Genomic DNA, 13,871 nt, shown 5'->3' with positions numbered 1-13,871 from the left:
TTCTTCATGACGCCATGTCGATTCCCTGCTAATTTCAAATTCTAATTTCAGACTATTGAAAGGATGCTCATGTTTGAACAAGTGATTCGGATACTTTTCCCAGTGATGGCTCTGGTTGTTGTGGGATATTTTATCGGGCGTTGGCTAAAACCGGATTTTCAACCGATTAACCGAATCAACATGGAAGCGTTCGTTCCTGCCCTTGTTTTTTCATCCCTTTCTACAATGCCATTAAGTGCAAACGAGTTACCTCTGATCAGTGCATCACTGGTATCTGTGCTTGTTCCTGGCTTATTAATGATCCCAATCTGTAAGATCGGTGGTTGGAATTACAAAGCTTGGGCTCCACTTCATATGTTCAGAAACAGTGGGAATTTAGCTATCCCACTATTTACTTATACCTTCGGTGAGGCTGCTCTCTCGTCTGCAGTATTGCTCTTTGTGGTTTCTGCTTGCCTACACATCAGTATCGGACTTGCTGTGTTAAGTAAAGGCGGCTCATTGAAACAGATCTTCACGGCGCCTGTCTTTATCGCTGCTGCTGTAGCTATGTGTCTTAACTTATCGGGCACTTCGGTTTGGGGACCACTGTATGAAGCAACGAAACTACTAGGGCAAGCCGCGGTGCCAGTTATGTTGCTGTCCCTAGGCTCACAAATGACTAATATGAAAATGGCGGGGTTAAAAGTAGGGTTAATCTCTACTGCGCAATCACTCCTAACTGGAGCTATCGCATTTAGTTGTATTTACTACTTCATCCCGCTCCCACCCATGCAGTTAAAGATGATGGTGTTGTTTACTATGCTGCCTCCTGCGGTGATGAATTATCTCTTCGCTGAACGCTATAAGATAGAATCGACTAACGTGGCGTCTATGGTGCTGTTTGGCAATTTCTTAGGTATTTTTACGCTTCCTTTACTGCTTGTTTTCGCATTTTCGCTTTAGGGAATGCAATACGTAAACCAAAGTCAATAAGAGTAAAACAACATAAAGTCGATTTCTTAGCCAAGACGGCAGACTTACAATTAAGCCATAGGAAACCTGTGGAATAATTGTCATGAAAAGAATCACCTCCCTCATCATATTAATGTGGCTGCCAAGTGTGCTGCTTACATGGTCATCTGACGCCAACTATTTTTACTGGCGTCACCAGCTCACGATTCTCACAGGTGCTCTTGGTTTTGCATACATGGCCGTCGCTATGCTGCTCGCCATGCGTATTCCTAGAGTTGAAGAATATGTCCACGGTTTAGACAAAGGCTATGCCATCCATAAACAGATGGGCATTGGTGCACTCGTTACAATGGTGATGCACTGGGTGTTAATCGAATCACCAAAATGGCTAGTGAGCCTAGGATTAATGGAAGGCCAACAAAGACGCCAACGCTTAGGCGCTGTGGTAGAAGGGATTAACTGGACTCATTGGGCAAAAGCGGTTGGGGAATACACTTTCTATATCTTCATTGCGTTTGTCGCGATTAGCCTAATTCAAGCGATTAGTTATCGAAAATTCCGTCTAACACACAAAATCGCTGGCGCAATATTCCTTGCAGGTTCATTCCACGGATTATTACTGCTGGATTATCAATGGAGTGCAATTGGTTTGAACTCTGTTATCTGGATTGCCGCAATTGTTGGTTCAATCAGTGCTGTGATCTCGTTGACAGGTTTGATTGGCAGAGCTCGAATTGTGAATGGTGAAGTTACTGATATTGAACGCGTTCATGACGACGTCAGTCAATCTCGCGTGCTGCACGTAAAAATGAAACTGGAAGGTTCAATGAAATACACTGCAGGCCAATTTGCCTATGTGAATTTCCTTGATGGCGAAGCCCCTCACCCTTTTTCAGTATTGAGCTACGACACTCATAATCAACAGTTAGAATTCGCCATTAAAGATCTAGGTGACTATACCCATGAACTCTACGACAACCTTTCAGTTGGTAGAAAAGTCGCTGTGGAAGGTGGTTATGGTCGATTCCATATACCAAAAGCGTCAAACCAAGTTTGGATTGGTGCAGGTATCGGTATTGTTCCGTTCATTGCATGGCTAAATCAACTGGTTCGCTTGCCTCACTCTACCAGTAGACGCATTGAACTCTTCTATTGCAGAGACAACGATGATCAAACCTACTTTGTAAAAATGCTGGAAAAGTTAGTCAGTAAACTGCCGTTTGTTAACTTGCATATTTATACCGCTAGCCACAATGAGTTCTTGTGTGCAGACAGAGTGGCTCAAACTGTCGACCTTTCCGATGCGAGTGTCAGTTTCTGCGGTCCAATTAATTTCGGCAACATATTGAAAGATAAGCTTTTAGGATTAGGATTAAACAAACAAAACTTCCACTCTGAACGCTTTGTAATGCGATAAAACCAAAGACAGAGAAGACTTGCGCAAACGATTGCTTTTCTAAGATATTCCAGTATCATGGCGGCAGTTTTTAGCTACTACCACATAATTAAAAAAGGAATATCTATGTTTGGGACTGCTACACGTGAGAACGCGACCCGTGTGCTTTTACTTGGCTCTGGAGAACTTGGCAAAGAAGTGGCGATTGAGTGTCAACGTCTGGGTCTTGAAGTTATCGCTTGTGACCGCTATGCAGATGCACCAGCGATGCAAGTAGCTCACCGCAGCCATGTTCTCAATATGTTAGATGGTGAAGCACTTCAGAAGATTATCGAACTAGAAAAACCTGATTACGTCGTTCCAGAAATTGAAGCTATCGCTACACAAAAGTTAGTAGAACTCGAAGCACAAGGGCTGAACGTCGTTCCAACGGCAAGAGCAGCGCGTTTAACGATGAACCGCGAAGGTATTCGTCGTTTAGCAGCGGAAGAACTCTCTCTGCCTACGTCACCGTTTAAGTTTGCAGATAGCTATGACGATTTCGTTGCTGCGGTAGAGCACGTTGGTATCCCATGTGTTTGTAAGCCAGTAATGAGCTCTTCTGGTAAAGGTCAAAGCGTCATCAAAACTGAAGCGGACATCGAGAAAGCGTGGAAATACGCGCAAGAAGGTGGTCGCACTGGTGCCGGTCGTGTGATTGTTGAAGGCTTCATCGACTTCGACTACGAAATTACTCTATTGACCGTACGCGCGGTTGACGGTGTGCACTTCTGTGCGCCAATTGGGCATCGTCAAGAAGACGGTGACTATCGTGAATCATGGCAGCCACAAGTAATGTCTGAAAATGCGCTAAAGGCGGCAGAATACGTTGCAGAGCAAATCGTTAATGCACTTGGTGGATATGGCATCTTCGGTGTTGAACTGTTTGTTAAAGGTGACCACGTGATCTTTAACGAAGTCTCTCCTCGCCCACATGATACCGGTCTGGTGACTTTGGTATCCCAAGACGTCTCTGAGTTCGCATTGCATGTGCGCGCGTTTACAGGCATGCCTATTGGTCAAATTACTCAATATGGACCTTCAGCATCCGTTGCAATTCTAGGCCAAGGCACTTCAACCAACATTCGTTTTGACGGCATTGGTGAAGCATTATCTATTCCTCAATCTCAAATTCGTCTGTTTGCGAAACCAGAGATCGACGGTCGCCGCCGTTTAGGCGTGGCTCTTGCTCGTGGTAAAGATACCACTGAAGCCGTAGATAAAGCGCTGGACTGTGCGCAAGCAGTGAAGATTATTTACTAAGCTCAATACTTAAAAAAGAACCCAGCAAATGCTGGGTTCTTTGTTTTCTAGAGCTAGCTTTTAATCAGCCAGACCTCTTCTGAAAATCTTGATAGACCTTTTTTCGCTCTCTTAGGATGCTGAGCATTTGCCGTATCTTGATAAAGTCTTTCTACACGAAACTCAGCAAACAGCTCTTCAACTTCAACTTGAGGAACACTAAATGGAGGGCCTGCCATTTCATGCTGCTCATAGTCTAATGTCACCAGCAAAATTCGCCCGCCCGGATTCAATAGCGATTTAAGGCGTTCGACATACTCTTTACGCATATCTTCAGGCAGCGCTATAAGTGCCGCTCTGTCATAAACAATGTCGTAAGTACCGACAGGAGCAGTAAAATAATCGCCAGTGTAAATGGAAAGCTCGTCAAACTGATATAGCTCGTGATGACCATTTACCTGAATCACTAACGGAGTATAAAAATGCTCAGCGAAGAATGAACGAACCGCAATAGTACTGAGTTCAACGCCGTGCACTTCATCATGCTTCGTCGCGAGCCAAATTAGATCTTCGCTCTTGCCACACAAAGGAACAAACACCTTTTCTTCTCTTTTAGGCTCTGTTTTGTGCCAGTGGTCCATTAACAGCGGATTAACATCATCTAAGTGGAAACCAATCTGGTTGGATGCCCATTTGCTATGCCAGAATTCGGGATCTTTCATCAATACTCTCAAATTGTGTCTACGATTATTGGCTCGTAAGAGTACCCATTTCTTATTCGCAGAGATAGTCAAATCTCATTCCACATAATGCGTTACATTCTTTTACAACATCTATGGGAACTCTAACTCCCTGTTAAAGCTCTTATTTACACAAGCGAAAAGTGTGAGCCTTTAGACAATAACAATATTGAACTCGGAAAAGAGATTGAATTGGGCTGTTGTAGCTCCATATCACTAGTACGGCTTCTTAGCTTTGTAATCTGAAAAATGCGCCTTTAAATGCCACTTTTGATTTTTCAGCACAAACCAAGGAGAGTGAATGAGCCAGTTCCTACGTACCACGGCCCTAATGCTTCTAGTATTGAGCCGAGCACCGGCGTTCGCAGCTGTACCACCGACAATGCCATCAAAAGCACAAGGTGGAGAATTTGAAAATCAACTTACATCCCAGCGCTTCAAACATAGCTTAAGCGGTTTGTATGCCATCTCAACGACCGAAGAAACCGTATATCAACCATACGATGACTTCGATGTTCTATATAGCAAATCACACTATGCCCAAGCAGAGCTGGAAACGCTATGCAAAAGCACTGCTCTACTAACATCAACCGAAGCGTATTTTGCAGGTGTTAAATCTGCTCACAGAGCAAAGGAAAAAGTGAACACTGAGCTGGATGGAGATACTGCACGTATCACAGACTTAGCTCGAGCAACAATCGTAGCAAATGATATTTCTAGTCTGATGGATGCCTATGAAACCCTCAGTAAAGAAGCAACGATTGTAAAAGTGAAGAATCGATTCAAAACCCCTGCTGCGTCAGGGTATCGGGACTTAAACATTCTGGTTGAGTTACCTAAAACTGGCATCATCGCGGAAGTGCAGTTTCACTTAAAAGCAATTGCAGACGTGAAAAATGGTGCTGAACATAAACTTTATGAACAAATCCAGCACATTGAACGACTTGCAAAACGAGAGCAACGGTCTTACACGTCACTAGAAACAGCTAAGATTAACCGCATTCGTAGCGAATCAAAAAACCTTTACCAACAGGCTTGGCAGCCATACATCACCACGCATATCCAAGCCGCTTAAAACAATTCAACCACCTGTTACTAGATAAGTAACGGGTGGTTGATTCATTTTTCAGGACTGATAACAAAAGACCACGCAACTTGGCGTGGTCTAATACTGGCTACTATTTCGCGACTTTAATGTTCTCTACGCGGGCTTTTAATTTCTGCCCCGGACGGAACGTAACAACTCGTCGAGCGGTAATCGGAATGTCTTCACCCGTTTTTGGATTTCGACCAGGACGTTCATTCTTGTCACGTAAATCAAAATTACCAAAACCGGAGAGTTTTACCTGTTCGCCACCTTCTAGTGCTTTACGAATTTCTTCGAAAAACACTTCAACCGTTTCCTTGGCATCCCGTTTACTAAACCCTAGTTTTTCGAACAGGTTTTCAGCCAATTCGGCCTTTGTGAGCGCCATAAAACTTCCCTCAAAGCTATGTTTAACCTTGCTGTCCAACGACAGCGCCAGAGCAATTTTGTTTAGCCAATCAACGACATATCAGCTTTACGAGAAAAGTGTATGCCAAGCTTATGATTTTCGCCAACTTTTTTATTTGGCCCAAGCCTCAACCTCTGTTAAATCAAACGCATATAATATCGATAAAAAGCACATTAAAAACTAATAACACAGTAAATTATCACCAACGCTCAACCAATAACTTCAATAAACATACAATATTTAGATTTTTATTCTTATTGATAGGCAATGAAAATTCTCTGTTATTTTTATCAATAATTTGGCTATTTATCAATAAATTAGCGTATTTCCTAATTTGAAGACAATTTCTTTAATTCTTTTTCTTTTCTTCACTTCACATTTAACAGACAAAAAAAGAGCAGGTTTTACAACCTGCTCTTTTGCTCATTAATAGTCTTATCACTTTAAGACTAAATTAGTCTCGTAGGCTAGCGCCAAACTGTTCAGATACTGCTTTAACAATCGCTTCTACTGCCGCTGCAATATCAGCTTCTTCTAGCGTACGCTCAACTGATTGTAGAGTCAGTGCGATAGCAAGGCTCTTCTTACCTTCTTCAACACCTTTGCCTACATATACGTCGAATAGATTTGCATCTTTAAGTAGTTCGCCACCAGACGCATAACATGCTGCTACGATATCGCCAGAAGCAATGTTTTCGTCAACAACAACAGCAATGTCACGACGGTTTGAAGGGAACTTCGATACCGAAGCCGCTTCAGGGATAACACGTGAGTTAATTGCATTCCACTCGATTTCAAACACAACTGTGCGACCGTTCAGGCCAAACTTACGCTCTAGTTCTGGGTGAACAGTACCAATCACACCAACTTGCTTGCCATCTACGATAATTGCAGCAGATTGACCTGGGTGTAGAGCAGGATGACGAGTTGCAACGAAGCTGTACGCTTTCTCATTCGCGGATAGCTCAAGAATAGCTTCTAGATCGCCTTTCAAATCGAAGAAATCTACCGTTGCTGTTTCCATCCCCCAGTGTTCTTCACCGCGAGTACCTGCAATAACACCTGCAAGCATCGGCTCTTGACGCATACCGTTTTCAGCCGTTTCACAAGGGATGAAACGTAGACCGTATTCAAACAGACGAACACGTGGCTGCTGACGTTTTTGGTTATGAACAACGGTGTTTAGCAGACCTTGAATTAAACCTAAACGCATTGCTGACATGTCCGCAGAAATTGGGAATGGCAGAATCAATGGTTCAACATCGTTAACGATCAGTTTTTGTTGCTCAGGCTCAACGAAGCTGTATGTAATTGCTTCATGGTAACCACGGTCAACAAGAAGGTCACGAACACGCTTAAGCGGCAAATTCGCTTCGTTTTGAGCGTTCATGTTTAGTGCTGCAATCGGTGCTTGATTTGGGATCTTGTTGTAACCGTAGATACGACCAACTTCTTCAATCAAATCTTGCTCAACAGCAATATCAAAACGCCATGTTGGTGCTGTCGCAGTCCAACCTGCATCTGTTGTTTCAACAGACATACCAAGGCGTTCAAGGATCTCAACCACTTCTGCATCAGCAATGTGGTGGCCCAATAGGCTATCAAGTTTAGTACGACGCAGTGATACTGTATTTGGCTTAGGTAAGTCAGCTTCTGACTCAACCGCTACTACAGGTGCTACTTCGCCACCACAGATTTCAACAAGAAGCTGTGTTGCGCGTTCCATTGCATTCACTTGCAGTGCGAAATCCACACCACGCTCAAAACGCATTGAAGAATCAGTGTGTAGACCGTAGCTACGAGCACGACCACGGATATGATCAGGTGCAAAGAATGCACACTCTAGTAGTACGTCTTTCGTTTCAGTACTAACGCCTGAGCTTTCACCACCGAAGATACCCGCAATAGCTAGGGCTTGTTTGTGGTCAGCAACAACAAGTGTGTTAGCGTTCAGTTCAGCTTCAGTACCGTCTAGCAGAGTTAGTTTCTCGCCTTGTTCAGCAAGACGAACAACGATACCACCTTCAATTTTCGCTAGGTCAAATGCGTGCATTGGCTGACCTTGCTCCAAAAGAATGAAGTTTGTGATATCAACGACTGGATCGATCGAACGAATACCACAACGACGTAGTTTCTCTTGCATCCAAAGTGGCGTTTCAGCTTGTACATTTACGTTCTTGATAATACGACCAAGGTAACGTGGACATGCTGCTGGTGCTTTCACTTCGATTGAAACCACATCATCAATTGAAGGAGCAACTGGAGCAACTGAAGGCTCAGTCACGTCTGCACGGTTTAAAACACCCACTTCACGAGCCATACCACGAATGCTGAAACAGTCTGCACGGTTTGCAGTCAGGTCAACATCAACAGTCACGTCGTCTAGACTTAGGAACTGACGGAAATCAGTACCGATAACCGCATCTTCTGCCAATTCCATGATGCCTTCTGCATCGATATCAATACCTAGCTCAGAGAATGAACAAAGCATACCGTGTGAAGGTTGGCCACGCAGTTTCGCTTTCTTAATAGTGAAGTCGCCTGGAAGGACTGCGCCCACAGTTGCAACAGCAACTTTTAGACCTTGACGGCAGTTTGGTGCACCACAAACGATGTCCAATAGCTCTGCCTCACCCACGTCCACTTTCGTTACACGTAGTTTGTCTGCGTCTGGGTGCTGACCACATTCAACAACGTGACCCACTTTTACGCCAGTGAATTTGCCAGCAACTGGAAGTACGTCATCGACTTCTAGACCAGCCATAGTGATTTGGTGCGTTAGTTCGTCAGTAGTAACCGCTGGGTTTACCCACTCACGAAGCCATGATTCGCTGAATTTCATTGTGTCTCTACCCTTGAATTACTTGAACTGTTTAAGGAAACGAAGATCGTTTTCGAAGAACGCTCGTAGGTCGTTTACGCCGTAACGAAGCATAGTTAAACGCTCTACGCCCATACCGAATGCGAAACCAGAGTATTTTTCAGGGTCGATACCAACACTGCGCAGTACGTTCGGGTGAACCATGCCACAACCTAGTACTTCTAGCCATTTGCCGTTTTTACCTTTCACGTCAACTTCCGCTGAAGGTTCAGTGAATGGGAAGTAAGAAGGACGGAAACGTACTTCAACTTCTTCTTCGAAGAAGTTGCAAAGGAAATCATTCAAGATACCTTTTAACTGTGCAAAGTTTACGTTCTCATCCACTAACATACCCTCTACTTGGTGGAACATTGGGGTATGTGTTTGGTCGTAGTCATTACGGTATACGCGGCCTGGTGCGATGAAACGGAATGGTGGCTTACCATTTTCCATCGTACGAATTTGTACACCTGAAGTGTGAGTACGCAACATCAAATCTGGGTTGAAGAAGAATGTATCGTGGTCAGTACGAGCTGGGTGATCTTCCGCAATGTTTAGCGCATCGAAGTTGTGGAATGCGTCTTCGATTTCAGGACCAGACTCAGTGCTAAAGCCTAGTTCACCAAAGAACTTCTCGATACGCTCGACAGTGCGAGTCACTGGGTGAAGACCACCATTTTCAATGCGACGACCAGGTAGTGTCACATCAATGGTTTCTGCCGCTAGCTTAACTTCAAGCTCTGCACTTTGCAGAGCGTCTTTACGCAGTGCAATCACTTTTTGAACTTCAGCTTTAGCCACGTTGATTTCTTGGCCAGCTGTACGACGTTCTTCCGGTGGTAGCTTACCTAGGCTTTGAAGTTGAACAGTTAGTTCGCCTTTCTTACCCAGATACTGAACACGCACTTCATCAAGTGCAACTAACGACGACGCAGCTTCAACCGCCGCTGTCGCATTAGCAATAATCTCTTGTAGATGTTGCATCGTTTCCTCGTCTGCTGATTAGCAGTTTCCATAAGGAGCCCAAAAGGGTTCCTTCGACTCTAAAAAAGGGAGTCATAAAGAGTGACCGTATGGGTTTCTTGGGATATCTCAAATAGCTGTACATAGTAACGAAAGCTGGCGTCAAAGCCAAATTGAAATACGCTTCACGCGCACTTTCGTTTAAATAATAAGCAAGAAATTTGAGGAGAAGATAGTCAGAAAAGCGGAATGCTCAAATCATTAGATATGAAGTAGTTTTAAACCCAAAAAATTGGGGCTTTTGCCCCTCTTTAAACACCTTAGAATTTCGCCGAACGCACCTGATTACGTCCAAGCTGCTTGGCTTTATACAGAGCTTTATCCGCAAGACTCATCAGTGCAGTGTACTCTTTCATCTCAGGATGAAACTGAGCCACACCGACGCTCATGCTACCAGACCAAACGTCATCGCCAAATTCCACATTCAACTGGTTAATTTCTTTGAGAACTTGCTCCGCGATATGGACGCCCCCTTCTAAATCGGTGTTTGGGCAGATAACAAAGAACTCGTCACCGCCTAAACGGCATACGATGTCATCGTTGCGAAACCTCTGTTTGAGACAGCGTGAGAACTCTATCAGCACAGCATCTCCAGCCTCATGTCCACAAGTATCGTTCACTTGTTTAAAATGGTCTGCATCTATCATCATGCAAGTAAGATCCGAACCTAACTCGACAGAACGATGCCAATAATCATGTAACTGTTGCATCGCTTGACGTCGATTAGGTAGTGAGGTCAGGCTGTCTGTCAATGACAACTTTTCTAATTGCTTGTTAGCTCGATGTAGCTGGCGGGTACGTTCTTCTACTTTGTCTTCTAATGATTGGTTCAAACGCACCAGTTCTTTGTTACGAGCAGAAACTTGCTGGAACAGGCCATTTAATGCGTTAAGTAGCGGCTCGATAGCGGCATCTCTCTCTCGTTGCTCACGCTTATAAGCTTCGAAAGGATCTTCTCCCGCTTCTATCGCTCTAACCTGTCTCGCCATACTCTGATCGATACCCAAAATATGATAAGCCAGCCAATGAATGAGAAACTCAAGCAGAAGTACCGCAGGTCGATGATCGTCGTCGGCAATAAAAGCCTGCATACTATTAATCTCGAGCATAAAGGAACGATGTACTTGGATATGTTCACTGAGATGCTCATCAGCAATACCGACATCGCGCATTAACTGTTCTTCTTCTTTGAAATGAAACTCAGCATAGCGTGCTAACTCAAACAGCGCCTTACGCACGTCTTCAGTAGACACATTATTCTCTGATAACAGTCCTCCGTACTGATTAACGAACCCCACCAAATACAGGTGCTGTTCATCGACCTCGTTAAGACCTGTTTCAAAATGCTTATCCCATTCAAACGATTTCATCTAGCTCTTTGTTCTCCAATTCAGTGCGAATAATTCACACTTAGATACCCATAAATTTTGTAATGTTAACACTTAATATTTAAGCACTATACGTTATAGCTTGTAGGAAAATTTGTATTTGAAGCACAATTTGATTCAATTTCATTTGCTTATTGAAATACTTGTTCACAAATCACCCTCCTGCTTTTCAAGCATTACTGAGTGTTCCTAGCTATGCTTCCTGTAGTAATTATCAAAGCTAAGTATGCACAATGAAGAAAACGTTACTGTTTATATGTCTATCCTTGCTATCTATTCCTACGCTTGCTCAATATCGAGCAGAAAAAGTGATGGAGGGTTTACTGGTTCCTTGGAGTATGAGTTTTATCAATGAAACCCAAGCACTAGTCACCGAACGTAATGGCAAAATTCTAATTGTCGACTTAAAAGCGAATACAAAGAAGCAGTTACTTGAAGTTACCGATGTTGCTGCACAAGGACAAGGTGGCTTACTCGATATCGCCATTTCCCCTTATGACAACCAAACGTTTTATTTCACCTACAGTAAGAAAACCAGCTCTGGTGCTGATACTACATTAGCAATAGCGAAATTTAGTGGAAGTAAGGTGACACAATGGAATGACCTACTGATCACCACTTCAAATTCTGACACTTCTCGCCACTTTGGCAGCAGAATAGTTTTCATCAATGAACATGTTCTTTTCACTGTAGGAGACCGAGGAATAAGACCTAATGGACAAGATCTCTCAACACATGCAGGCAGTATTCTCAGACTCAACCTTGATGGTAGTGTTCCAAAAGATAATCCGTTTGTAGCAGTTAAAAACGCTCGCCCAGAGATTTGGAGTTTTGGACACCGAAATCCCCAAGGCTTGTATTTTGATCAGCAGAGCCAAGATTTATGGGAAATTGAGCATGGTCCGAGAGGCGGAGACGAGATTAATCTCATTAAGAAAGGCGCAAATTATGGTTGGGCGAAAACTTCGTATGGCAAAGAATATTGGGGTCCACTAGATGTGGGTGAAAGCAAGGAAGCAAAAGGTATTGAATCACCTTCGAAAGTTTACATTCCGTCTATCGCTCCAAGCGGTTTATTGCTTTATAGAGGCAACCGTTATCCCAACCTCAATGGCAAACTGCTAACTGGCGCTTTGAAACTCACACATATCAATGTGATTACTATGGATGACAATCACTCAGCGGTTAAAGAAGATAGATTATTGGAAGATCTACAAGAGAGAATACGCGATATAAAACTCTCTCCTAGCGGGTGGATCTATTTCACCACTGACAGCGGCAACATATATCGCTTACTATCTGAAAGCTAAATTTCAGATATAAAAAACCTCGACATAATCGAGGCTTCTTTATTTGGAGCGACACGCGAGGTTCCCATTCTTTTGAACGAAAAGGCGTGACCTCAACCTTGGCAAAGTATGCGCTCTAACAGATGAGATTGTGTGCTCTGAATTTCAGAGCATAAAAAAACCTCGAATTAATCGAGGCTTCTTTATTTTGGAGCGACACACGAGGTTCGAACTCGTGACCTCAACCTTGGCAAGGTTGCGCTCTACCAACTGAGCTAGTGTCGCAATTTGTATGGTGCCCCGGGCCGGACTTGAACCGGCACGACTCGAAAGTCGAGGGATTTTAAATCCCTTGTGTCTACCAATTTCACCACCAGGGCACACAATTCTTTTTGATGACTTTTTGTCATCTTGATACCGCATTACGCCATATCAATTTAATTTGGAGCGACACACGAGGTTCGAACTCGTGACCTCAACCTTGGCAAGGTTGCGCTCTACCAACTGAGCTAGTGTCGCAATGGAGGCGCGTACCGGAATCGAACCGATGTACACGGATTTGCAATCCGGTGCATAACCACTCTGCTAACGCGCCTTCGACTTCAAGAAACTCGCTTTGTCGCGTTCCTCTTGAGTACGGGATGCATTCTACGGATTCGAAAGAATGAGTCAACACAATTTTTTTGATTTTAAATCGTTTGTCTATTTTGCATTCAAAAAGCACCAAATTGGTCATTTTGTTAGCAAAAAAGCTTATGTTTTCCATGAGATAACTGAAACTGAGAACCACTAAACTAGCGTTTACATCTTCTGATATAACGAAATCGAAAACACTAAGCATAAAAAAACGGGCTTACGCCCGTTTCTATCGATTTAGTGGTTTTCTTCATTGAGAAGGTCATCTTTGGCAGCCATCAAATATTGCGCCATCGACCAGTAAGTTAGGAATGTTGCGATGTATAGTGCGCCATAACCTAACCAGATCATCCAATCGTCATAGCGCCAAATAAGAACCCAAAGTGCAAACATCTGAGTTAATGTTTTTACTTTGCCAATCCAAGAAACCGCAACACTTGCACGCTTGCCAATTTCCGCCATCCATTCGCGCAGAGCTGAAATAATGATTTCACGAGCAATCATGGTAACAGCAGGAATAGTAATCCAGATGTTGTGGTAGTACTCGGTGATTAGAATTAGTGCGGTAGCAACTAGAACTTTATCAGCCACTGGGTCGATAAACGCGCCAAAGCGGGAAGTTTGACCAAGTTTACGTGCCAACATCCCATCTAACCAGTCGGTGAAACCCGCGACCCAGAACACCATTGCAGCAGCAAAAGGAGCCCATTGATAGGGAAGATAGAACACGACAATAAATACTGGAATCAGAAAAAGTCGTAGTAAAGACAGAATGTTGGGAATGTTAAAACGCATATTATTAGGCTCT

At 43.6% G+C, this 13,871-nt stretch carries 11 protein-coding genes and 4 tRNA genes; 5 read left to right on the top strand and 10 right to left on the bottom strand.

Annotation, left to right across the window (positions count from 1 at the left end; translation table 11 throughout):
- Positions 1 to 69: 69 nt before the first annotated feature.
- The 3 genes from ACOSVQ_RS02910 (at position 70) to purT (ending at position 3,652) form a co-directional block, all read left to right on the top strand.
- Positions 70 to 945 carry an AEC family transporter gene (locus ACOSVQ_RS02910; RefSeq protein WP_491981087.1) on the top strand — a complete coding sequence of 292 codons (876 nt, stop codon included), beginning with the start codon at positions 70 to 72 and terminating at the stop codon, positions 943 to 945.
- 112 nt (positions 946 to 1,057) lie between these two features.
- A complete protein-coding gene (locus tag ACOSVQ_RS02905; protein WP_491981086.1) occupies positions 1,058 to 2,371 on the top strand; it encodes a ferredoxin reductase family protein in 1,314 nt (437 codons plus the stop codon).
- Positions 2,372 to 2,476: 105 nt separating this feature from the next.
- On the top strand, positions 2,477 to 3,652 hold the full coding sequence (gene purT, locus ACOSVQ_RS02900) for a formate-dependent phosphoribosylglycinamide formyltransferase (RefSeq protein ID WP_491981085.1): 1,176 nt from the start codon (positions 2,477 to 2,479) through the stop codon (positions 3,650 to 3,652).
- Positions 3,653 to 3,705: 53 nt separating this feature from the next.
- Here the strand turns inward: purT and ACOSVQ_RS02895 are convergent, their stop codons facing one another.
- Complete coding sequence (locus tag ACOSVQ_RS02895; RefSeq protein ID WP_491981084.1) at positions 3,706 to 4,353, bottom strand: thiopurine S-methyltransferase; 648 nt, start codon at positions 4,351 to 4,353, stop codon at positions 3,706 to 3,708.
- 319 nt (positions 4,354 to 4,672) lie between these two features.
- On the opposite strand from ACOSVQ_RS02895, the gene ACOSVQ_RS02890 reads away from it, so the two are divergent.
- Positions 4,673 to 5,446 carry a nucleotidyltransferase family protein gene (locus tag ACOSVQ_RS02890; protein ID WP_491981083.1) on the top strand — a complete coding sequence of 258 codons (774 nt, stop codon included), beginning with the start codon at positions 4,673 to 4,675 and terminating at the stop codon, positions 5,444 to 5,446.
- Positions 5,447 to 5,549: 103 nt separating this feature from the next.
- On the opposite strand, the gene ihfA is transcribed toward ACOSVQ_RS02890, so the two are convergent.
- From ihfA to ACOSVQ_RS02870, 4 genes are all read right to left on the bottom strand, one after another.
- Positions 5,550 to 5,846 (bottom strand): integration host factor subunit alpha, encoded by a 297-nt coding sequence (gene ihfA / locus ACOSVQ_RS02885; protein WP_165311154.1) that lies wholly within the window; start codon positions 5,844 to 5,846, stop codon positions 5,550 to 5,552.
- A gap of 475 nt (positions 5,847 to 6,321) precedes the next feature.
- Entirely contained in the window at positions 6,322 to 8,709 is a 2,388-nt protein-coding gene (gene pheT, locus ACOSVQ_RS02880) for a phenylalanine--tRNA ligase subunit beta (RefSeq protein ID WP_491981082.1), read from the bottom strand.
- Between the two features lie 18 nt (positions 8,710 to 8,727).
- Positions 8,728 to 9,711: a phenylalanine--tRNA ligase subunit alpha gene (gene pheS, locus ACOSVQ_RS02875; RefSeq protein ID WP_491981081.1), complete on the bottom strand. Its 984-nt coding sequence runs from the start codon at positions 9,709 to 9,711 to the stop codon at positions 8,728 to 8,730.
- A gap of 299 nt (positions 9,712 to 10,010) precedes the next feature.
- Positions 10,011 to 11,120, bottom strand: a complete 1,110-nt coding sequence (locus ACOSVQ_RS02870; protein ID WP_491981080.1) for a GGDEF domain-containing protein — start codon at positions 11,118 to 11,120, stop codon at positions 10,011 to 10,013.
- Between the two features lie 251 nt (positions 11,121 to 11,371).
- Here ACOSVQ_RS02870 and ACOSVQ_RS02865 point away from each other — a divergent pair, with 251 nt between their 5' ends.
- Positions 11,372 to 12,448 (top strand): PQQ-dependent sugar dehydrogenase, encoded by a 1,077-nt coding sequence (locus tag ACOSVQ_RS02865; RefSeq protein ID WP_491981079.1) that lies wholly within the window; start codon positions 11,372 to 11,374, stop codon positions 12,446 to 12,448.
- 188 nt (positions 12,449 to 12,636) lie between these two features.
- Here ACOSVQ_RS02865 and ACOSVQ_RS02860 read toward each other — a convergent pair.
- The 5 genes from ACOSVQ_RS02860 to pgsA form a co-directional block, all read right to left on the bottom strand.
- A tRNA-Gly gene (locus ACOSVQ_RS02860) sits at positions 12,637 to 12,712 on the bottom strand.
- Positions 12,713 to 12,720: 8 nt separating this feature from the next.
- Positions 12,721 to 12,807, bottom strand: a tRNA-Leu gene (locus tag ACOSVQ_RS02855).
- Positions 12,808 to 12,870: 63 nt separating this feature from the next.
- A tRNA-Gly gene (locus ACOSVQ_RS02850) sits at positions 12,871 to 12,946 on the bottom strand.
- A 2-nt stretch (positions 12,947 to 12,948) separates the two neighbouring features.
- A tRNA-Cys gene (locus ACOSVQ_RS02845) sits at positions 12,949 to 13,022 on the bottom strand.
- 278 nt (positions 13,023 to 13,300) lie between these two features.
- The gene (gene pgsA / locus ACOSVQ_RS02840) at positions 13,301 to 13,858 is read right to left on the bottom strand and encodes a CDP-diacylglycerol--glycerol-3-phosphate 3-phosphatidyltransferase (RefSeq protein ID WP_491981078.1); all 558 of its coding nucleotides are present in this window, start codon (positions 13,856 to 13,858) and stop codon (positions 13,301 to 13,303) included.
- Positions 13,859 to 13,871: the final 13 nt, after the last annotated feature.

The organism is Vibrio sp. HM8-C (assembly GCF_058630515.1).
Note: the sequence above shows the minus strand (reverse complement) of the source record. Positions and strands in the feature narration are given on the sequence as shown.

Excerpts from the sequence above, each read along its gene's own strand:
- ACOSVQ_RS02910 (WP_491981087.1), top strand. The coding sequence starts at position 70 with ATGTTTGAACAAGTGATTCGGATACTTTTCCCAGTGATGGCTCTGGTT.
- ACOSVQ_RS02905 (WP_491981086.1), top strand. The coding sequence starts at position 1,058 with ATGAAAAGAATCACCTCCCTCATCATATTAATGTGGCTGCCAAGTGTG.
- purT (WP_491981085.1), top strand. The coding sequence starts at position 2,477 with ATGTTTGGGACTGCTACACGTGAGAACGCGACCCGTGTGCTTTTACTT.
- ACOSVQ_RS02895 (WP_491981084.1), bottom strand. The coding sequence starts at position 4,353 with ATGAAAGATCCCGAATTCTGGCATAGCAAATGGGCATCCAACCAGATT.
- ACOSVQ_RS02890 (WP_491981083.1), top strand. The coding sequence starts at position 4,673 with ATGAGCCAGTTCCTACGTACCACGGCCCTAATGCTTCTAGTATTGAGC.
- ihfA (WP_165311154.1), bottom strand. The coding sequence starts at position 5,846 with ATGGCGCTCACAAAGGCCGAATTGGCTGAAAACCTGTTCGAAAAACTA.
- pheT (WP_491981082.1), bottom strand. The coding sequence starts at position 8,709 with ATGAAATTCAGCGAATCATGGCTTCGTGAGTGGGTAAACCCAGCGGTT.
- pheS (WP_491981081.1), bottom strand. The coding sequence starts at position 9,711 with ATGCAACATCTACAAGAGATTATTGCTAATGCGACAGCGGCGGTTGAA.
- ACOSVQ_RS02870 (WP_491981080.1), bottom strand. The coding sequence starts at position 11,120 with ATGAAATCGTTTGAATGGGATAAGCATTTTGAAACAGGTCTTAACGAG.
- ACOSVQ_RS02865 (WP_491981079.1), top strand. The coding sequence starts at position 11,372 with ATGAAGAAAACGTTACTGTTTATATGTCTATCCTTGCTATCTATTCCT.
- pgsA (WP_491981078.1), bottom strand. The coding sequence starts at position 13,858 with ATGCGTTTTAACATTCCCAACATTCTGTCTTTACTACGACTTTTTCTG.